General features: G+C 46.5%; 15 protein-coding genes. 11 read left to right on the top strand and 4 right to left on the bottom strand.

Annotated features, from left to right (window positions below; translation table 11 throughout):
• Window positions 1-24: 24 nt before the first annotated feature.
• Both QQ041_RS05620 and QQ041_RS05615 read right to left on the bottom strand, forming a co-directional pair.
• On the bottom strand, window positions 25-3,456 hold the full coding sequence (locus tag QQ041_RS05620; protein WP_285953284.1) for a PAS domain-containing hybrid sensor histidine kinase/response regulator: 3,432 nt from the start codon (window positions 3,454-3,456) through the stop codon (window positions 25-27).
• 131 nt (window positions 3,457-3,587) lie between these two features.
• Window positions 3,588-4,769 (bottom strand): 3-phenylpropionate MFS transporter, encoded by a 1,182-nt coding sequence (locus QQ041_RS05615; protein ID WP_285953283.1) that lies wholly within the window; start codon window positions 4,767-4,769, stop codon window positions 3,588-3,590.
• A gap of 229 nt (window positions 4,770-4,998) precedes the next feature.
• Between QQ041_RS05615 and QQ041_RS05610 the strand changes: the two genes are divergently transcribed.
• The 9 genes from QQ041_RS05610 (at window position 4,999) to fis (ending at window position 14,785) form a co-directional block, all read left to right on the top strand.
• Entirely contained in the window at window positions 4,999-6,831 is a 1,833-nt protein-coding gene (locus tag QQ041_RS05610; protein WP_285953282.1) for a DUF294 nucleotidyltransferase-like domain-containing protein, read from the top strand.
• Between the two features lie 11 nt (window positions 6,832-6,842).
• A complete protein-coding gene (locus tag QQ041_RS05605) occupies window positions 6,843-7,475 on the top strand; it encodes a 3'-5' exonuclease (RefSeq protein WP_048663023.1) in 633 nt (210 codons plus the stop codon).
• A 218-nt stretch (window positions 7,476-7,693) separates the two neighbouring features.
• Window positions 7,694-9,643 (top strand): acetate--CoA ligase, encoded by a 1,950-nt coding sequence (acs, locus tag QQ041_RS05600; RefSeq protein WP_009844693.1) that lies wholly within the window; start codon window positions 7,694-7,696, stop codon window positions 9,641-9,643.
• 322 nt (window positions 9,644-9,965) lie between these two features.
• Window positions 9,966-10,415, top strand: a complete 450-nt coding sequence (aroQ, locus tag QQ041_RS05595; protein WP_010435475.1) for a type II 3-dehydroquinate dehydratase — start codon at window positions 9,966-9,968, stop codon at window positions 10,413-10,415.
• A gap of 74 nt (window positions 10,416-10,489) precedes the next feature.
• A complete protein-coding gene (gene accB / locus QQ041_RS05590) occupies window positions 10,490-10,939 on the top strand; it encodes an acetyl-CoA carboxylase biotin carboxyl carrier protein (protein WP_248388910.1) in 450 nt (149 codons plus the stop codon).
• 15 nt (window positions 10,940-10,954) lie between these two features.
• Window positions 10,955-12,298 carry an acetyl-CoA carboxylase biotin carboxylase subunit gene (accC, locus tag QQ041_RS05585; RefSeq protein ID WP_017062706.1) on the top strand — a complete coding sequence of 448 codons (1,344 nt, stop codon included), beginning with the start codon at window positions 10,955-10,957 and terminating at the stop codon, window positions 12,296-12,298.
• A gap of 170 nt (window positions 12,299-12,468) precedes the next feature.
• Window positions 12,469-13,356, top strand: a complete 888-nt coding sequence (prmA, locus tag QQ041_RS05580; protein WP_146492401.1) for a 50S ribosomal protein L11 methyltransferase — start codon at window positions 12,469-12,471, stop codon at window positions 13,354-13,356.
• A 140-nt stretch (window positions 13,357-13,496) separates the two neighbouring features.
• On the top strand, window positions 13,497-14,465 hold the full coding sequence (dusB, locus tag QQ041_RS05575; RefSeq protein ID WP_032546269.1) for a tRNA dihydrouridine synthase DusB: 969 nt from the start codon (window positions 13,497-13,499) through the stop codon (window positions 14,463-14,465).
• Between the two features lie 23 nt (window positions 14,466-14,488).
• Complete coding sequence (gene fis, locus QQ041_RS05570) at window positions 14,489-14,785, top strand: DNA-binding transcriptional regulator Fis (RefSeq protein WP_004729744.1); 297 nt, start codon at window positions 14,489-14,491, stop codon at window positions 14,783-14,785.
• Window positions 14,786-14,874: 89 nt separating this feature from the next.
• Here the strand turns inward: fis and zntR are convergent, their stop codons facing one another.
• Window positions 14,875-15,315 carry a Zn(2+)-responsive transcriptional regulator gene (zntR, locus tag QQ041_RS05565; protein ID WP_146492400.1) on the bottom strand — a complete coding sequence of 147 codons (441 nt, stop codon included), beginning with the start codon at window positions 15,313-15,315 and terminating at the stop codon, window positions 14,875-14,877.
• Window positions 15,316-15,640: 325 nt separating this feature from the next.
• On the opposite strand from zntR, the gene purH reads away from it, so the two are divergent.
• Window positions 15,641-17,233 (top strand): bifunctional phosphoribosylaminoimidazolecarboxamide formyltransferase/IMP cyclohydrolase, encoded by a 1,593-nt coding sequence (purH, locus tag QQ041_RS05560; protein WP_010435512.1) that lies wholly within the window; start codon window positions 15,641-15,643, stop codon window positions 17,231-17,233.
• Window positions 17,234-17,527: 294 nt separating this feature from the next.
• Complete coding sequence (gene purD / locus QQ041_RS05555; RefSeq protein ID WP_061019206.1) at window positions 17,528-18,817, top strand: phosphoribosylamine--glycine ligase; 1,290 nt, start codon at window positions 17,528-17,530, stop codon at window positions 18,815-18,817.
• Window positions 18,818-18,987: 170 nt separating this feature from the next.
• Here the strand turns inward: purD and QQ041_RS05550 are convergent, their stop codons facing one another.
• Window positions 18,988-19,686 carry a DUF1481 domain-containing protein gene (locus tag QQ041_RS05550; RefSeq protein WP_285953281.1) on the bottom strand — a complete coding sequence of 233 codons (699 nt, stop codon included), beginning with the start codon at window positions 19,684-19,686 and terminating at the stop codon, window positions 18,988-18,990.
• Between the last annotated feature and the right edge of the window lie 6 nt (window positions 19,687-19,692).

Raw genomic sequence — 19,692 nt, 5'->3', positions numbered from 1 at the left:
TTTTCACACTTGGCGTTAATTTAATTAACTCACACGATTCAATACCGCTCTGAGTTTTAACGGTTTCACTGGCTTGGCAATGAAGCTAAAGCTGTTGGCCTTTATCGCAGCCAACATGTCATCGGTTCTATCGGCACTAATGATGACCCCTTCAAAAGAGTCTCCAAGGCGCAAGCGACACTGTTGTAAGACTTCAAGCCCGGTTCGACCATTGTCGAGACGATAATCCGAGAAAATTACATCCGGCTGCCAGCCATCGTCGAGACACTTCAAGCTTTCGACCAGATCAACCGCCGTCTTAACCTCACAGCCCCAACGTCCAATCAAGTTTTCCATACCGACTAAAATTTCTCGTTCATTGTCGACACACAATATCTTGAGATGCTCGATGTCGCTGGTCACCATTGGCGTTGAAGCTTGCACAACTGGAGCCACTTTTTCCGCTCGAGCTAAGGTGATGGAAAAGACGCTACCTTGACCCGGCCATGAGCGCATCGAAATTTGATGACCAAGTACATGAGCAATACCTTTAGAGATAGCTAAGCCTAGTCCCAATCCTTGATCAGCACGAACTTGGCTGCCACGAGTAAACTCTTCGAAGATCTCTTGTTGCTTGTCTTCATCGATACCGGTTCCATTATCCCACACATCGATTCGAACCTGACCATTCACTCGTCTCGCACCGAGTATCACTTTCCCTTCAGGGTTATAGCGGAAAGCATTGGTCAAAAAGTTCTGAATCACACGCCTTAATAACTTAGGGTCTGAGTGAATGAACAATGACGATGGGATCATCTGAAACTCAATTTTTTGTTGTCTCGCTAACGCGCTAAATTCCGCGTTCAAGTTGGTTAGCACATCGTGCACGGCAATCGCGTGAATGTTGGTTTCTAATTTCCCTGACTCCAAGCGAGAGATATCCAACAAGTCGCCAATCAGATCTTCTGCGGCCCCTAACGCACTCTCGATATGAGATGACAACTGCTTCACCTCTTGCTCTTTTGCCACCTCAGAAAGTGACGAAGCAAACAAGCGCGCAGCATTGAGCGGCTGCATTAAATCGTGGCTTACCGCGGCTAGAAAACGACTCTTGGATTGTGATTCTTGATCCGAAATCTGAGTTGCTTTTACCAAGCGATGGTTCAGTTTTTCAAGCTCTTGAGTTCGCTCATGTACTCTCGACTCCAAGCTTTCATTAGCATCTTTTAGCGCTTGCTCTGCTTGCCTAAATACCGTGATATCGGTAAAGCTCATTACAAAGCCACCACTTGGCATCGGGTTACCTTGCACCTCAATCACTCGACCATCAGGACGAATACGAGAAGAGGTGTGTCTAGTGCCTTGTTCAAGGTGATAAACACGGCGGCGAACGTGATCTTCTGGGTCACCCGGACCACACAAACCTTGCTCGGCATTGTGACGAATCACATCTGAAATGGGTCGTCCAACCTGAATCAAACCCGCAGGAAATTCAAACAGTTCTAAGTAACGTTGGTTCCACGCCACCAGCCTCATTTGCTTATCGATCACTGCGATGCCTTGACCAATGTGTTCAATCGCACCTTGTAGTAAACCACGGCTAAAATCGTACAGCTCAGAGGCCTCATCAACGATGGTCGCGACCTCTTCAAGCTGCATGTTTCTGCCCTGTAAAGCAGAAGTAAGTACTAACTTAGCGGAAGAGGCACCGAATACACCCGCGAGTACGCGCTCTGCATGTCGAATCAAACTCGCAGGTGCTTGTTGATTGGGAAGCAGCGGTTGTCCGTGTTGTTGCCAATAGCTGTGTAAGGCGCTTTTCGCTCGCTTTCGACCGACAAAGCGTGATGCCAACATCTCTAGTTCCGCAACCGTCACACGATTCTGGTAAAGGCTGATGTTTTCATTCTCAGGCAGCGGTGTACCAACAAATGCTGCTGATTGTAAGCGCTCACTTAGGCTTGGTCTTGTCGACATCGAAACCACGGCATAGCACAAGGTATTAAGCACAATACTCAGCACAATTCCCCAGTTTGAACTACTGATATCCCAACTGCTGAGCAACTCTGGTGGCGTGATAATCCACAGTAAAAGGTTACTTTGGCTGTCGCCTGCCAACATGCTAGTTTGACTCATTAAGGTGATAAGCCAAATCAACGAGCCCACCATTAAGCCGACATACACACCCTTGCGGTTACCCGGGCGCCAGTACAAACCACCAATCAATGCTGGCGCGAATTGAGCAATCGCAGCAAACGAAAGAAAACCAATCGCTGACAGTGAATGAATGGTATCGAGAGCCTGATAAAACAGCCAAGCACCCAGTAACAGCAGTAAAATTAGCCCGCGACGAATCACTAATAACAGGCCTGAAAAGTGTCGATGTGTTCTTTGGGTTAGACGCATACGGCGCAGTAGCAATGGCATCACTAAGTCATTCGATACCATGATCGCCAGTGCAATGGTCGATACAATCACCATGCCACTCGCCGCAGAAGTACCACCTAGGAAAGCGAGCAAGGCAATGTGATTAGCGCCTTCTGCCATTGGTACACTGATCACGTAGGTATCCGCAGGCATGCCAGTAAGTAGCCCTTGCCCTGCCCAAGCAATTGGCAGTACGAACAGTCCCATCAAAATCAGGTAAAGCGGAAATAACCAGCGAGCGGTATGCAAATCTTGCGGACGTTCGTTCTCTACCACCATGGTGTGAAATTGACGCGGCAGACAAACAATCGCCAACATGGTTAAAACGGTATGAATAATTAATGTCGGAATATTGGGCGATTCGTAGGTGGAAGCAGCCACATCAAGCAAATCAATTTTATCGCTGCTCAACGCCAGATACATGATGAATAAGCCAACAATCAAAAACGCCGCCAGTTTAACGATGGATTCAAACGCTACCGCCATCATCATGCCACGGTGATGCTCTGTGTTATCAATGTGCCTTGTACCAAACAGCATGGTAAAAATGGCCAAAGCACCGACCACGAACCAAGATACGTGATAGTCCTGATAACCGAAATCAGCCGCTAGGTTTGGCGCAACAATATCCAGCCCCATGGTGATACCACGCAATTGCAGAGCGATATAGGGAAGGATACCGACCACTGCAATAACGGTCACTGCTACCGCTAAGCCCTGAGATTTTCCGTAACGAGCCGCGATAAAGTCGGCAATAGAGGTGATATGTTCACGCTTCGCGATGAGGATCAGCCGAGCTAAGATCCGCCACCCCAACGTGAAAACTAAAATAGGGGCAAGATAAATGGGTAAGAATGACCAAGGATTGTTACTGGCCTGCCCGACCGTTCCGTAGAAGGTCCAAGAGGTACAATACACTGCAATCGAAAGGCTATAGATCCACGGGCGCCAACGTGATAGCCAACGAACCTGCCGGTCTCCATACCACGCGATCAGAAACAACACGCCCAAGTAAGCTAAAGAGACTGGAATTACTACCCATCCTTGCATTGAAAACCCTTTCTTCATCCATAAAAAAACCTCTCCATAAGGGAGAGGTTTCATTTAACTAGGGAAGTGCGTTTAACTCAATCGCATCGCTTAAATTCTGTGCTTTAGACTCTAATAATCACGATTGGCTATCAGCTATGAACTTCTGACTCAGGTTGATTAACTTCAACCACAGAGCTTCTTTCATCAAGCTTGATAAACAGGGCAATGGCACCCATCGCAGCCATTCCCCAGAAGATATTCGCGCCCCACAGTTCGTAACCCCAACCACTTAAGGTCGTCATTAACGCGATAAAGGCGCCAAGTGGTATCGCATTGTAAAGTGCCTGCAGTGCCACCATTTTGTTCGACTCTTGAGACTGAATGTATTGAATCGCAGCGATATGTGCCATCGCAAATGTCACCCCATGCAGCAGCTGGGCCACTATCAATACTGGAATCGCAGTCGTTGATGCCGTAATACCCCAACGAGCCATTACTCCGATACCAGCAATCACAAACAAAGTGCGTAATGATAATCCAGCAAACAGTCGCTTGCTCAGAGCAAATACTGCCACCTCAGCAACCACAGCCAAGCTCCACAGATAACCGATGATCGCCTCAGAGTGCCCCGCCTCTTTCCAGTAAATCGCACTAAAGCTGTAATACGCGGCGTGGCTTCCTTGAAGCAGTGCCATCAATGCAAGAAACTTCACTACCGACGATTCACGTAATAGTTGACCAAGTTTAGGTCTTTCAGCGACTTGCTCTGATTCTGTCACCGGCATTACGTTCGGGTTTCTCATCGCGAACAACAGAGAAACCAAAACTCCTGCCAGCGCAGTATACAAAATCATATCCGTGCCAAATTCAGCCACCAGATAACCAACCACCGTTGAACCTGCAATAAATGCCACTGAACCCCACAAACGTGTACGTCCGTAATCGAGCATCTTGAGACGGCTGTAATGGTTCGCCATTGCATCAGAAAGCGGAATAATCGGTCCGTAGCAGAGGTTGAACATTATCGTTGCTAGCAGCATCAATAAAAAGCTACCACCAGTAAAGAAATGGAAACCAACAAATAATAGCGCGACAAAACTGAGGCAGCGTAATGCTGGTATTAAATGCTCAACTTTATGGATACGCGGTGTTATCACAAAGTTGGCAACACAACGCGTAGCCAAGCCCACACCAATCAATACGCCAATGTCCCCAGCAGACACGCCTTGGTCTTCAAACCACAACGCCCAAAATGGCAAGTACACGCCATACGCAAAAAAGAAACCAAGAAAATACTGGGATATCCAGCCATAAGGGGAAGGATTAAACATAGGCGACCTATAAAATGTACGGAACAAGGAAGCGCCAATTATGCCTAGGTCACAAAAGATGAAAAAGGGAATTATTGAAGAGATAGTATTCCTGTATTCAATGAATATCGATATCCCATTTGACTGAGGTATCCGGCGCTCACCCGCACCCACGATCGCATTTAGACTAAAGTCGTCTGGAGCTTCGCTGGTAATTTGTCAGACTGAAAAGAGACTCCTACTTCTTTCGATGCTTATGCCTGATAAATTTAATATGCAGCACCCGCCTTTCGATAGCCTGTCCGACACGGAGCAGTTAATGCTGCGTTCCTCATTGGATGTGGTTTATTACCGAGCACACGAGGTGATATTGGAGGCAGACCGCCCTAGTCGCCATCTGCATATTCTGATTAAAGGGGTCGTCGAAGAGCGTGCTAGCAGCGATGGTGAGATCTACGCGCACTATGCCAATGACGATATTTTCGATGTGCGCAGCCAGTTTGAGCCTCACACCAAGCACCAATATATGGCACTGGAAGATACCTTAAGTTATCTATTACCAACCGATATCTTCCTTGAGCTTTACCACGCCAATGGCCAATTCGCGGCTTACTTTGATAGTAACCTATCAACCCGAAAAGCACTGATTGAAGCCGCTCAGCAGCAACAGAATCTTGCCGAGTTCATACTGACCAAAGTCGACGACTCTATTTATCACCCACCACTGATACTCGAACCCGAACAACCGATTAACCAAGTGACTCAAACCCTGAAAGAGCAAGGCTTAGACTCGGCTCTGGTTCATTTAGATCATGATGTTCCAAAAGCTTTTGGATCATCATGTACCCTTCCGTATGGAATCGTCACACGGACCAATTTGTTACATGCGGTTATGCTCGATAATCATCCGCTCGATACCGCGGTTGGCGAGATAGCAACGTTCCCGGTACTGCACGTTAATCAAGGGGACTTCTTGTTTAACGCCATGATCACCATGACCCGAAATCGCGTAAAAAGGCTGATGGTTTGTGATGGTACAAATGCTGTTGGTATGGTGGATATGACGCAGATTTTGAGTGCATTCTCTACTCATTCTCACGTCCTTACTTTGCGTATTGCGCGAGCGACCAGCATTGAAGAGCTGGCATTAGCCTCCAATAAACAACGTCAATTGGTCGAAAGCCTACTCAGTAATGGCATTCGTACACGCTTTATCATGGAGCTAATTTCTGCGGTCAACGAACAGATCATTGAGAAGGCTTTTGAGTTGATTATCCCACCTGCACTGCACAATCATTGTTGCCTCATCGTGCTGGGTTCTGAAGGGCGCGGGGAGCAAATCCTCAAAACCGATCAAGACAACGCTCTGATTATTCAAGATGGTTTGGAATGGCACCAATGCCAAAGTGCCATGAACGACCTCACCCATACCCTTCAACAATTGGGTTACCCGTTATGCCCGGGCAACGTGATGGTCAACAACCCGAAATGGGTGCATTCAGAGCAAGAGTGGAAACAAACCCTCACCCGTTGGGTAAGAAAAGCCACGCCAGAGACAGTGATGGATATCGCCATCATGGCGGACGCACACGCTGTGGCGGGTAACAGGGAACTACTCAAACCGGTCAAGCAGCACTTGAGTGATTTGATGCTCGGACAAGAATTGATTCTGACCGAGTTCTGCCGCCCTGCTCTGAACTTCTCGGTTCCCCTGACCTTGTTTGGTAATGTGAAACAATCCAAGTCAGGACTCGACATCAAACAAGGCGGTATTTTCCCAATTGTTCACGGTGTGAGAGCGCTGAGCCTTGAACATGGTGTGACAGTCAATAACACCTTTGAACGCATTGAGCACCTCGTGAACAAAAAGGTACTAGAGCAAAGCACCGCGGATAACCTCAATGAAGCGCTCAAGCAGTTCTTTAAGTGGCGCTTATCACAGCGCCTATCGCAACAGCACAGCAGCAATAAAATCGACGTCAAACTGATGGAGCGAGCAGACAGAGATCTGCTTCGTCATAGCCTGCACGTGGTGAAGAAATTCAAGCAATGGCTCGGCTACCACTATCAGATACGGGATTAGGCAATTGAACGATGAATAGGTTGGTTCGCTATTACTGGCATCACAAGCTCAAAGGCTCTCTCTATCAGCCTCTGTTTACTGCGCCTATTGATCATGAATATGTATCACTCGATTGTGAAACCACCAGCCTAGACCCCAATCAGGCAGAATTAGTCACTATTGCCGCGACCAAGATCATCGGTAACCGAATCATTACCAGCCAACCTTTTGAAGTCCGATTGCGCGCCCCTCAATCGCTCGATTGCAATTCAATAAAAATCCACCGCATTCGTCATCAAGACCTAAAGCACGGTATCGAAGAAAAACAGGCTTTAGTTGAGCTACTGAACTTCATTGGAAATCGTCCTTTAGTCGGCTATCACATCCGTTATGATAAAAAAATTCTCGACCGCGCCTGTTTAAAACAGCTTGGATTTCCACTGCCTAACCGATTAGTCGAAGTGAGCCAACTCTATCAAGATAAGCTCGAAAGACAGCTGCCCAATGCCTATTTTGATCTCAGTATGGACGCCATTTGTCGCCAGCTCGATTTACCTATTCCGGTCAATAAACATGATGCATTACAAGATGCTATCTCCGCTGCGCTGATCTTTGTGCGCCTAAAACATGGTGACCTGCCCCGTTTCAACTCTTCTTATTCTTAATTCAACCACTGGCGCTTCACATAGAGAGCAACATCTCAAAAATGAACTTAACTCGCTATTTTGTAAGTGGAAAGCAGCGTCTCATCCTAAAGTCTAATTGTGGAAATCGCCGTCCTAGCCGAGAGTGATAACACAAAGACGGTTCTGTAATAGACCTAGAAACTGAACACAAAGGAAGTTGCCAGTTCATTAGGAATGTAGGCACAAGGAGAGATGCAATGAGTGAAGCCCACGTTTATCCGGTAAAAGAAAATATTAAATCAACCACACACGCGGATAATGACACTTACCTAGCCATGTACCAGCAATCTGTTTCTGACCCTGAAGGCTTTTGGGGTGAACACGGAAAAATCGTTGATTGGATTAAACCTTTCACACAGGTAAAAAATACTTCTTTCGACCCAGGCCACATTGATATTCGCTGGTTTGAAGATGGCACGCTTAACGTTTCGGCTAACTGTATCGACCGCCACCTTGCTGAGCGCGGTGATGAAGTCGCTATCATCTGGGAAGGCGATGACCCGGCTGATGATAAAACTCTAACTTTTAATGAACTACATAAAGAAGTGTGCCTGTTTTCAAACGCTCTGAAAGAGCAAGGCGTACGCAAAGGTGATGTGGTTTGTTTATACATGCCGATGGTGCCAGAAGCAGCAGTAGCAATGCTGGCATGTACCCGTATCGGTGCGGTGCACACGGTAGTATTTGGTGGTTTCTCACCAGAAGCACTGTCTGGTCGTATTATCGATTCAAATTCTAAAGTCGTTATCACTGCCGATGAAGGCGTGCGTGGCGGCCGTGCGGTTCCACTGAAGAAAAACGTCGATGAAGCTCTGACTAACCCTGAAGTTAAGAACATCGAGAAAGTTGTGGTATTCAAACGTACTGGTGGCGATGTTGCTTGGCATGAACACCGTGATGTGTGGTGGCACGATGCTATTGCTAATGTATCTGCAGATTGCCCACCAGAAGAGATGAATGCAGAAGATCCACTATTCATCCTTTATACGTCAGGCTCAACAGGTAAACCTAAAGGGGTTATGCACACCACAGGTGGCTACCTTGTTTATGCAGCGATGACATTCAAATATGTATTCGACTACCAAGAGGGCGAAACCTTCTGGTGTACGGCTGATGTGGGTTGGATTACCGGTCACACATACCTTGTATACGGGCCGCTAGCTAATGGTGCAAAAACCATTCTGTTTGAAGGCGTGCCGAACTACCCGAACACCAGCCGCATGAGTGAAGTGGTCGATAAGCACCAAGTGAATATTCTTTATACTGCGCCAACGGCTATTCGTGCACTAATGGCGAAAGGCAACGAAGCCGTTGAAGGTACTTCTCGTGACAGCCTAAGAATCATGGGCTCAGTGGGTGAACCTATTAACCCAGAAGCGTGGGAATGGTACTACAAAACAATTGGTAATGAGCAATCTCCAATTGTCGATACGTGGTGGCAAACTGAAACGGGCGGCATCTTAATCGCACCACTACCGGGCGCAACCGATCTAAAACCGGGTTCAGCGACGCGTCCATTCTTCGGTGTGCAACCGGCGTTAGTTGATAACATGGGTAATATCATTGAGGGTGCAACAGACGGCAACCTAGTGATTCTAGATTCTTGGCCGGGCCAAATGCGTACCGTTCATGGCGATCATGACCGCTTTGAACAGACTTACTTCTCTACATTTAAAGGCATGTACTTCACCAGTGATGGCGCTCGTCGTGATGAAGACGGCTACTACTGGATTACTGGCCGTGTTGATGACGTACTTAACGTCTCTGGTCACCGTATGGGTACTGCAGAAATTGAATCGGCTCTAGTCGCGTTTGATAAGATCGCAGAGGCCGCGATTGTGGGTATCCCTCATGATATTAAAGGCCAAGCGATTTACGCTTACATCACGCTGAATGATGGCGAGTTCCCAACTGCTGAACTTCATAAAGAAGTGAAAGACTGGGTACGTAAAGAGATTGGCCCAATCGCAACGCCAGATGTGCTGCACTGGACCGACTCATTACCGAAAACTCGTTCAGGTAAAATCATGCGTCGTATCCTGCGTAAGATTGCTACCGGTGATACAGGTAACCTAGGTGATACCTCTACTTTGGCAGACCCAAGTGTGGTTGATAAGCTGATTGCCGAGAAAGCAGAACTGGCATAAGCAACCGGTCACACCCTGAATTACTGTTTAAAACAGACCTTACCTAAACCGTCACCTATGTGGCGGTTTTTTTATGGCTGATCTTGATCTCAAATATCCAGCCCCAAATTAAGGCTAAGGCGCTTTTTTGTTAAGTTGGTAACAATTCCACGCTGTATCAATAGGAGATTAGACCAGTAAATTGCTGCGATTTGCGCTGAATTAGCTATAATCTGGTTCTAATTTTTAAATTTGGGTTTTTCTCACTAGAAATTAACCGCAAATTTTCAATAAAATGGCAACATTCACGTTCGTAAACACGATAAAGGAAGATAGCCCCACGATGTCTACAAAGTTTCGCATTCTAGTTTTAAATGGCCCAAACCTTAACCTGTTAGGCCTAAGAGAGCCGGCACACTACGGTTCTCAAACACTTGACCAGATTATTAGCTCATTGACCGAGCAAGCGAAAGCACACGATGTTGAGCTATCTCATTTACAGTCAAATCGCGAGTATGAACTGATTGAAGCGATCCATAGTGCTTATCAAAATGTTGATTTTATCATTATCAACCCAGCAGCCTTTACACATACCAGTGTGGCACTGCGTGATGCACTACTTGGCGTTGCAATCCCATTTATTGAGGTTCATCTATCGAATGTTCACGCGCGTGAACCATTCCGTCACCACTCTTACCTATCTGATAAAGCAGAAGGTGTGATTTGTGGCTTAGGTGCCCAAGGTTATCAATTTGCTTTGACCGCTGCGCTCAGCAAGCTCAACTCAAAGTAAACATAAACAACGAACTATTACTAACCTACTCAGTCAAAGAGTAAGTTCAATTAACAGATAAAGAGAAAGAAACAATGGATATTCGCAAAATCAAAAAGCTAATCGAATTGGTTGAAGAGTCTGGTATTTCTGAGCTAGAAATCTCTGAAGGTGAAGAGTCAGTACGAATCAGTCGTAACAGCACTGCACCTGTAGCACCTGTTCAATATGCAGCAGCTCCAGCTCCTGTAGCAGCAGCTCCTGCGGCGGCACCTGTAGCAGCAGAAGCAGCGGCTCCTGCAGTTCCAGCTGGTCACCAAGTTCTTTCTCCAATGGTTGGTACTTTCTACGGCGCTCCAAGCCCAGACGCAAAACCATTCGTTAAAGTTGGTCAATCTGTAACTGCTGGCGAAACTCTATGTATCGTTGAAGCAATGAAAATGATGAACCAAATCGAAGCTGATAAATCTGGTGTTGTAACAGCTATCCTAGTTGAAGACGGTCAACCAGTAGAATTCGACCAAGCTCTAGTAATTATCGAATAATAGAGAGCACTCATTATGTTAGATAAATTAGTAATCGCGAACCGTGGTGAAATTGCACTACGTATTCTGCGTGCATGTAAAGAGCTTGGCATTAAAACGGTAGCGGTTCACTCAACTGCTGACCGTGATCTTAAGCACGTACTGCTTGCAGACGAAACCATTTGTATCGGTCCAGCTCGTGGTATCGATAGCTACCTAAACATCCCTCGTATCATCAGCGCAGCTGAAGTGACAGGTGCAGTAGCTGTCCACCCTGGCTATGGCTTCCTATCTGAAAATGCAGACTTTGCAGAACAGGTAGAGCGCAGTGGCTTTATCTTTGTTGGCCCTAAAGCTGAAACCATTCGTATGATGGGTGACAAAGTGTCAGCTATCACGTCAATGAAGAAAGCTGGCGTACCTTGTGTACCAGGTTCTGACGGTCCTCTTGACGATGACGAAGCGAAAAACAAAGCACACGCTAAGCGCATTGGCTTCCCAGTTATCATCAAGGCATCTGGCGGCGGCGGCGGTCGTGGTATGCGTGTTGTTCGTTCTGAAGCAGAACTAACAGAAGCTATCGCGATGACTCGCGCTGAAGCGAAAGCATGTTTCAACAACGACATGGTTTACATGGAGAAATTTCTAGAAAACCCACGTCACATTGAAGTACAAGTGCTTGCAGATGGTCAAGGCAATGCTATCCACCTAGGTGAGCGTGACTGTTCAATGCAGCGTCGTCACCAGAAAGTTGTGGAAGAAGCACCAGCTCCAGGTATCACTGAAGAGATGCGTAAGTACATCGGTGAACGCTGTACTCGTGCATGTATTGAGATCGGTTACCGCGGCGCAGGTACATTTGAATTCCTATACGAAAACGGTGAGTTCTACTTCATAGAAATGAACACTCGTATCCAGGTTGAACACACGATTACTGAAATGGTAACGGGTATCGACCTAGTGAAAGAACAGCTACGTATTGCAGCTGGTCAGCCTCTATCATTCACTCAGGATGATATTAAGCTGCGCGGCCACTCAATCGAATGTCGTATCAATGCTGAAGATCCAGTTCGCTTCCTGCCTTCACCAGGTAAGATTGAACGTTTCCACGCACCGGGCGGCATGGGCGTACGTTGGGAATCCCACATCTACACGGGTTACACAGTGCCACCACACTACGATTCAATGATTGGTAAGCTGATCACTTACGGTGAGAACCGTGATGTTGCTATCGCTCGTATGAAGAACGCATTGGGTGAAATGATTGTTGAAGGTATTAACGTTAATACCGAGCTTCAATTGTCTATTATGAACGACGAAAACTTCCAACACGGTGGTGCAAACATCCACTACCTTGAGAAGAAACTTGGTTTGTCATAACCCGTTCGTTTAAGAACAGTCAAAATGCTCACTTCGGTGAGCATTTTTGTTTTTGAGCCGCCGAAAAAATCAATCTTTAATCCCCATTATATTCCGTGGGGTTTTGGTGAATTTGCTCATATTTTCTGCTAGACTCGCCATCCAATTTTTCTCATATAGAAGATGCAGCCATGCCTTGGATTCAAATCAAGCTTAATGCTACCAATGAAAATGCCGAACAAATCGGCGACATGTTAATGGAAGAGACTGGTGCTCTTTCTGTAACTTTCCTGGATGCACAAGATACCCCTGTATTTGAGCCTCTGCCGGGCGAAACTCGCCTTTGGGGTGATACTGACATTCTCGCGCTTTACGACGCTGAGACTGATACTAGTGTCGTTCTAGCGCAGATTAAAGCAAGCAACATGTTCCCTGCAGACTTTGCTCATAAAGTAGAGCAAATTGAAGACAAGGATTGGGAACGTGAATGGATGGACAACTTCCACCCAATGAAGTTTGGTGAGCGTTTATGGATCTGCCCTAGCTGGCGCGATATCCCTGAACCTGACGCTGTCAACGTAATGCTAGACCCAGGTCTTGCATTTGGTACAGGTACCCACCCGACAACGGCATTGTGTCTTGAGTGGCTTGAAGGCTTAGACCTGACAGGCAAAACCGTGATCGACTTCGGTTGTGGCTCAGGCATCCTAGCGATCGCTGCGATCAAACTAGGCGCGGCAAAAGTTATCGGGATCGATATTGATCCTCAAGCTCTGCTTGCATCAAAAGACAACGCACAACGCAATGGCGTTGCTGAGCAACTAGAGGTGTTCTTGCCACAAGATCAACCGGAAGGTTTGCTAGCTGACGTGGTTGTTGCCAACATTCTTGCCGGTCCATTACGCGACCTTTCTGGCATCATCAAAGGCCTAGTTAAGCCAAATGGTGTGCTTGCGATGTCGGGTGTTTTAGATACACAAGCAGAAGATGTTGCGACTTATTATCGTGATGAGCTTCACATTGATCCGATCATTGAGCAACAAGAATGGTGTCGAATCTCAGGTCGCAAGCAAGGCTAGACAAGACTTTGGGTGCTAATTGACTGAAATTTAAACAAATTACAAAAACAAATTGTAAATGCTCAAATATTAGTCTTTTCACGCAGCGAAAAAATGCGTAAAATGCGCGCCCTTGCTGGTACAGAACTGTGATGACATTTTTGAAAATCGGAAATTATCAACTTAAGAACAATCTAATCGTCGCTCCTATGGCTGGCGTAACGGATAGACCATTCCGTGAGTTGTGTCTTCGCTACGGTGCGGGGATGGCAGTCAGTGAAATGATGTCCTCCAATCCGAAGGTTTGGAAAACGTCAAAGTCTCAGCAGCGTATGGTACATGAAGGCGAATCGGGCATTCGTTCAGTACAAATCGCTGGTGCAGATCCACAGCTTATGGCCGAGGCTGCTCAATTTAATGTCGATAACGGTGCGCAAATCATCGATATCAACATGGGTTGTCCAGCCAAAAAAGTGAATAAGAAGCTTGCGGGCTCAGCCCTACTGCAGCATCCAGAACTCATTGAAGACATTCTGAAAGCGGTGGTAAATGCTGTCGACGTTCCAGTAACGTTGAAAACGCGCACAGGCTGGGATACAGACAATAGAAACTGTGTCCAGATCGCGAAAATAGCCGAAGACTGCGGCATACAAGCTCTTGCCCTCCATGGAAGAACTCGCGCTTGTATGTACAAAGGTGAGGCAGAATACAAACACATTAAAGCAGCGAAACAAGCAGTATCTATTCCGGTTATCGCTAACGGTGATATCGATAGTCCGGAAAAAGCGAAGTTTGTGCTGGAGTACACCGGCGCTGATGCTTTAATGATAGGTCGACCTGCCCAAGGACGTCCTTGGATTTTTAACGAAATCCTACACTATTTGGAAAACGGCACCACGATGGACCCACTCCCGATTTCGGAAGTGAAAGACATCATGCTTGGTCATGTGCACGCTCTACATGAATTTTATGGAGAGTTTTTAGGCCCTCGCATCGCTCGTAAGCATGTGGGTTGGTATCTGAAAGAACATGAACAAGCGAGTGAGTTTCGCCGTACCTTCAACGCATTCGAAGCAGGTGATCTGCAGCTTGAAGCGCTAGAAGGTTTTTTTGATAACGTTGCACCATAATTACGAGAAGAGCTAGACCGAATATGTTCGAACAAAATCTGACTTCAGAAGCATTGACAGTAACTACAGTTACATCACAAGACCAAATCACGCAGAAGCCACTACGTGACTCAGTTAAAGCATCATTGAAAAATTACCTTGCTCAATTAAACGGTCAAGAAGTCAGCGAGTTATACGAATTAGTATTAGCTGAAGTTGAACAGCCACTACTAGACACTATCATGCAGTACACTCGCGGTAACCAAACTCGCGCAGCAACCATGATGGGTATTAACCGCGGTACTCTTCGCAAGAAACTAAAAAAATACGGCATGAACTAATCATTCTTTCGTAATTTATTGAATTGAAAGCCAAACTCATTTTTGAGTTTGGCTTTTTTTTGGCTTGTATAGCCCTGCTCGGTGGCTGACTACTCCCCAGTGCGACAGCAGCGCCTTTTGTCGACGTTTGCGGAATCCAAGGCTGCTAGAATCGAACAATGGCTTGCATCGTCGTCTACATGGCCACAACACGCATCATTAATCTTTTTAAGTGCGGTGCGAATCTTAGTTAATTCGGTAATCTTCTCATCAATCATCTCTAGCTTTGCTGAGGTAATCGACTTCACTTCAGCGCAACTGTGCTGTGTGGCCTCGAGGCGAATCTCAAGCAATTCTTTAATCTCGTCCAAACTCAGCCCCAACGCTTTAGATTTGAGAATAAATGTCACCTGTTTCTGGTTATTTTCATCATATAGGCGATAACCCGACTCACTGCGACTGGCTGGCGCGATCAGGTTATTCTTCTCATAAAATCGCAAGGTATCGGCTGTCACACCGCATCGTTTCGCTAATTCACCGATCTGAAACATGTTTTTTCCTACTGTTTCGTCCATTCCACAATTAACCTTATCGTTACTTTTCAGGCTGAAATGGCACTTTTCATAATTAATTTTGAGATGCCAAACGATTGCGCGAGCTTTTTTGTAATAAATTAGTTAGAATCTGCGCCATCAAATTTGGAGTTGGTTATCTTATAGCTTAATCATAAGACTAACCCAAAAGGTCTTTACCAAAACTGGCCAATATTTTATCTCTTACTGGTATCTAAGATAATCCACGCTAAGAAGATAGAAACAAGTTCTTTTTTGGCAAATATCTTTATTTTAACCCCATGAATTTGAGGAAGATGGAAGCATGAATAACGCTCGTCCAATTCGCCGCGCTCTAATCAGCGTATCAGACAAAACTGGTATCGTTGAATTTGCACAAGCTCTTGCTAACCGTGGTGTAGATATCCTATCTACCGGTGGTACTGCTCGCCTGCTTGCTGAAAAAGGCATCTCTGTTACAGAAGTATCTGACTACACTGGTTTCCCAGAAATGATGGATGGCCGTGTTAAGACTCTGCACCCAAAAGTTCATGGTGGTGTTCTAGGCCGTCGTGGTCAAGATGATGACGTGATGGAAACTCACGGTATCAACCCTATCGATATGGTTGTTGTAAACCTATACCCATTCGCAGAAACCGTTGCTAAAGAAGGTTGTACTCTTGCTGACGCTGTTGAGAACATCGACATCGGCGGTCCAACAATGGTTCGCTCTGCAGCGAAAAACCACAAAGACGTCACTATTGTTGTTAACGCACACGACTACGAGCGCGTTGTCGCTGAAATGGACGCGAACGAGAAATCTCTAACACTAGAGACTCGCTTCGACCTCGCTATCGCAGCATTCGAGCACACCGCTTCTTACGACGGCATGATCGCAAACTACTTCGGCACTATGGTTCCATCTTACGGTGAGAACAAGGAAGGTGACGAAGAAAGCAAATTCCCTCGCACGTTCAACCAACAGTTCGAGAAGAAACAAGACATGCGCTACGGTGAAAACAGCCACCAAGCAGCAGCATTCTATGTTGAAGCAAACCCTGAAGAAGCATCAGTTTCTACTGCTCGCCAAATTCAAGGTAAAGCGCTTTCTTACAACAACATCGCGGACACTGACGCAGCACTTGAGTGTGTGAAAGAGTTCGACCAGCCAGCATGTGTGATTGTTAAGCACGCCAACCCATGTGGTGTAGCACTAGGTGAAGACATCCTAGAAGCTTACGACCGTGCATTCAAAACAGACCCAACGTCTGCATTTGGCGGCATCATCGCTTTCAACCGTGAACTAGACGCAGCAACAGCAACGGCTATTACTGAACGTCAATTCGTTGAAGTAATTATTGCACCTTCTGTTTCTGCTGAAGCAGTAGAAATCGTAGCGGCTAAGAAAAACCTTCGCCTACTTGAGTGTGGCGAATGGACAACTAAGACAACTGGCTTTGACGTGAAACGCGTTAACGGTGGTTTGCTAGTTCAAGACCGCGACCAAGGCATGGTATCTGAAGACGACCTTAAAGTGGTTTCTAAGCGCCAACCTACAGCTGAAGAGCTAAAAGACGCGCTATTCTGCTGGAAAGTAGCGAAGTACGTGAAATCTAACGCTATCGTTTACTCGAAAGGCGATATGACGATTGGTGTAGGCGCAGGCCAAATGAGCCGCGTTTACTCTGCGAAAATCGCAGGCATCAAAGCGGCAGACGAAGGTCTACAGGTTGAAGGTTGTGTGATGGCATCAGATGCATTCTTCCCATTCCGTGACGGTATCGACGCGGCAGCAGAAGCTGGCATCAAGTGTGTTATCCAACCGGGCGGCTCTATGCGTGATGACGAAGTCATCGCAGCAGCAGACGAACACGGCATGGCGATGATTTTCACAGGCATGCGTCACTTCCGCCACTAATTTCCTCTTCGTATTTGGCACTGTGGCGTCGTTAGCTGCTTTCGCCCACCCCGGTCACATAGCAGACTATGCTCCCCGGGGATGGGCTCAATTGCTGCCTAGCCACATCACCAACTACTTTGAGCAAAACTTATTTAATTTAGCTAATTTGAAATACTCTTAGTTTTAGAAATTTTCATTTTAGAGCAAAGCCATATTGATAAGGTCAAGGAGAGCTCGCGGAATTTATAAGTATAAATGAGCAAGCTCGACACAGAGATTAGCAATATGGCGCAGCTATCAAAGGATAAATAAATGAATGTATTGATTATTGGTGCTGGCGGTCGTGAGCACGCACTTGGTTGGAAAGCGGCACAAAACCCAAATGTTGAAACGGTATTCATCGCTCCAGGTAACGCTGGTACTGCACTTGAGCCGAAACTTGAGAACGTAAACATCGGCGTTGAAGACATCGCTGGTTTAGTCGCGTTTGCTCAAGAGAAAAAAATCGAACTGACCATCGTTGGCCCGGAAGCACCATTAGTAATTGGCGTGGTTGATGCATTCCGCGAAGTGGGTCTGCCAATCTTTGGTCCAACTCAAGCAGCAGCACAGCTTGAAGGTTCGAAAGCATTCACTAAAGACTTCCTAGCTCGCCATGACATCCCAACGGGTTACTACGCAAACTTCACTGAGATTGAGCCAGCTATCGCTTACGTCCGTGAGCAAGGCGCTCCAATCGTAGTAAAAGCAGACGGTCTTGCGGCAGGTAAAGGCGTTATCGTTGCGATGACGCTTGAAGAGGCTGAAGACGCAATCAAAGACATGCTAGCAGGCAACGTATTTGGCGAAGCTGGCAGCCGCGTGGTTATCGAAGAGTTCCTTGAAGGCGAAGAAGCAAGTTTCATCGTAATGGTTGACGGTTCTAGCGTGCTTCCTATGGCCACCAGCCAAGATCACAAACGTGTTGGCGACAAAGACACTGGTCCTAATACTGGCGGCATGGGTGCTTACTCTCCTGCTCCAGTTGTGACGCCTGAAATCCACAACCGTATCCTTGAGGAAGTTATCTACCCAACGGTACGTGGTATGGATGCCGAAGGCGCACCTTACACGGGTTTCCTTTACGCTGGCCTAATGATCGATGCTGACGGCACACCTAAAGTTATCGAATACAACTGCCGCTTCGGCGATCCAGAAACGCAACCTATCATGATGCGTATGGAGTCAGACCTTGTTGAGCTTTGCCTAATGGCGATCGACGAGAAACTAGACGAAGCAGAGTCAAAGTGGGATCCACGCGCTTCTATCGGTGTTGTTCTTGCGGCTGGCGGTTACCCTGCTGACTACGCAAAAGGTGACGTTATTTCACTACCAACAAGTGAAGTTGAAGGCCAAAAAGTTTTCCACGCGGGTACGACAAATAACGAAGCTGGCGATGTGGTGACAAACGGTGGTCGTGTACTTTGTGCAACGGCACTGGGTAACACGGTTTCTGAAGCTCAAGAGCGCGCTTACGCGTTGACTAAGCAAGTTAGCTGGAATGGTATGTTCCACCGCAATGACATTGGTTACCGTGCGATTGCGCGCGAGCAAGAGCAGTAATCAATCTTGTTACTCGCTTACTTTCCAATAACAGTAAGCGAATAACAGCAAAAGGCACCTCAATAGGCGCCTTTTTTATTACTCAATCTTTACTAAGAATCTGTACCTGTACAGACAAATCAGCATTTGGCCTACAGTAGGCTAAACACTCTCAACCCTTGAATTGATCGCTATTCTTTCAACAATGATGGCCTAACGACACAATCATGGCTGTCTTCAGCTAGCATCAGCAACTCTTCCACACTCATCTTACCCAGTGAATCACTGCCAAGAAACGCTGCATAACTTTCCACAGTTGCTAGTCGGTTGATCACGAAGCTTGGTAAGGTCTGGTTAAATTCAAAGCGATCAAACTCACCACCAGCGCACGTTTCAAAAGAGCTGCCATTCCAATACCCTTGAACCAGTCTGAGCCCTTCGTCATCCTGTTTCATCGTAGTTTCTAGAACCGATTTAGCTTCTTTCTGATAGTTTTCAAGTTGCTTAGCTTGGATAGGTAAAATTTTGCTGTCGATACGATACTGTTGATACACAGCTTCGCCTGACTTATTGAAACGCACATGGACACGATAAGGAACAAGCTCATTCGAAGAATTACGCTGCTCGCCTTCACGAATAAATTCACGAAGCACGCCTTCTGACCAAGCATAGTCGGTTTGATACCAGCCGTAATCACCGACAGTGACGTAGTCAGCTGAAGTATGAGGTTGTGTTAGCTTGTTTGTAACCCAGTAGAAACTTGTCGCGTCGCCCATGACTTGGCCGCCGGTGTGAGTTTCAAATTGCTCTAGGTTTTTGCGAGGGCTTGTTGAAGAACAGCCAATAAGAAATGTAGATAATAGTGAAACGAGAAGAAATGCTTTTTTCATAAAAAC

This window comes from Vibrio sp. TMPB1044 (genome assembly GCF_030442075.1).
Lineage (GTDB): Bacteria > Pseudomonadota > Gammaproteobacteria > Enterobacterales > Vibrionaceae > Vibrio > Vibrio satsumensis.
The sequence above is the reverse complement of the archived record's forward strand: the minus strand, read 5'-3'. Positions and strand labels throughout refer to the sequence as shown.

Bases quoted from the DNA above. Each gene is read 5' to 3' on its own strand.
- QQ041_RS05620 (WP_285953284.1), bottom strand. From the start codon at position 3,456: ATGCAAGGATGGGTAGTAATTCCAGTCTCTTTAGCTTACTTGGGCGTG.
- QQ041_RS05615 (WP_285953283.1), bottom strand. From the start codon at position 4,769: ATGTTTAATCCTTCCCCTTATGGCTGGATATCCCAGTATTTTCTTGGT.
- QQ041_RS05610 (WP_285953282.1), top strand. From the start codon at position 4,999: ATGCTTATGCCTGATAAATTTAATATGCAGCACCCGCCTTTCGATAGC.
- QQ041_RS05605 (WP_048663023.1), top strand. From the start codon at position 6,843: ATGAATAGGTTGGTTCGCTATTACTGGCATCACAAGCTCAAAGGCTCT.
- acs (WP_009844693.1), top strand. From the start codon at position 7,694: ATGAGTGAAGCCCACGTTTATCCGGTAAAAGAAAATATTAAATCAACC.
- aroQ (WP_010435475.1), top strand. From the start codon at position 9,966: ATGTCTACAAAGTTTCGCATTCTAGTTTTAAATGGCCCAAACCTTAAC.
- accB (WP_248388910.1), top strand. From the start codon at position 10,490: ATGGATATTCGCAAAATCAAAAAGCTAATCGAATTGGTTGAAGAGTCT.
- accC (WP_017062706.1), top strand. From the start codon at position 10,955: ATGTTAGATAAATTAGTAATCGCGAACCGTGGTGAAATTGCACTACGT.
- prmA (WP_146492401.1), top strand. From the start codon at position 12,469: ATGCCTTGGATTCAAATCAAGCTTAATGCTACCAATGAAAATGCCGAA.
- fis (WP_004729744.1), top strand. From the start codon at position 14,489: ATGTTCGAACAAAATCTGACTTCAGAAGCATTGACAGTAACTACAGTT.
- zntR (WP_146492400.1), bottom strand. From the start codon at position 15,315: ATGTTTCAGATCGGTGAATTAGCGAAACGATGCGGTGTGACAGCCGAT.
- purH (WP_010435512.1), top strand. From the start codon at position 15,641: ATGAATAACGCTCGTCCAATTCGCCGCGCTCTAATCAGCGTATCAGAC.
- purD (WP_061019206.1), top strand. From the start codon at position 17,528: ATGAATGTATTGATTATTGGTGCTGGCGGTCGTGAGCACGCACTTGGT.
- QQ041_RS05550 (WP_285953281.1), bottom strand. From the start codon at position 19,686: ATGAAAAAAGCATTTCTTCTCGTTTCACTATTATCTACATTTCTTATT.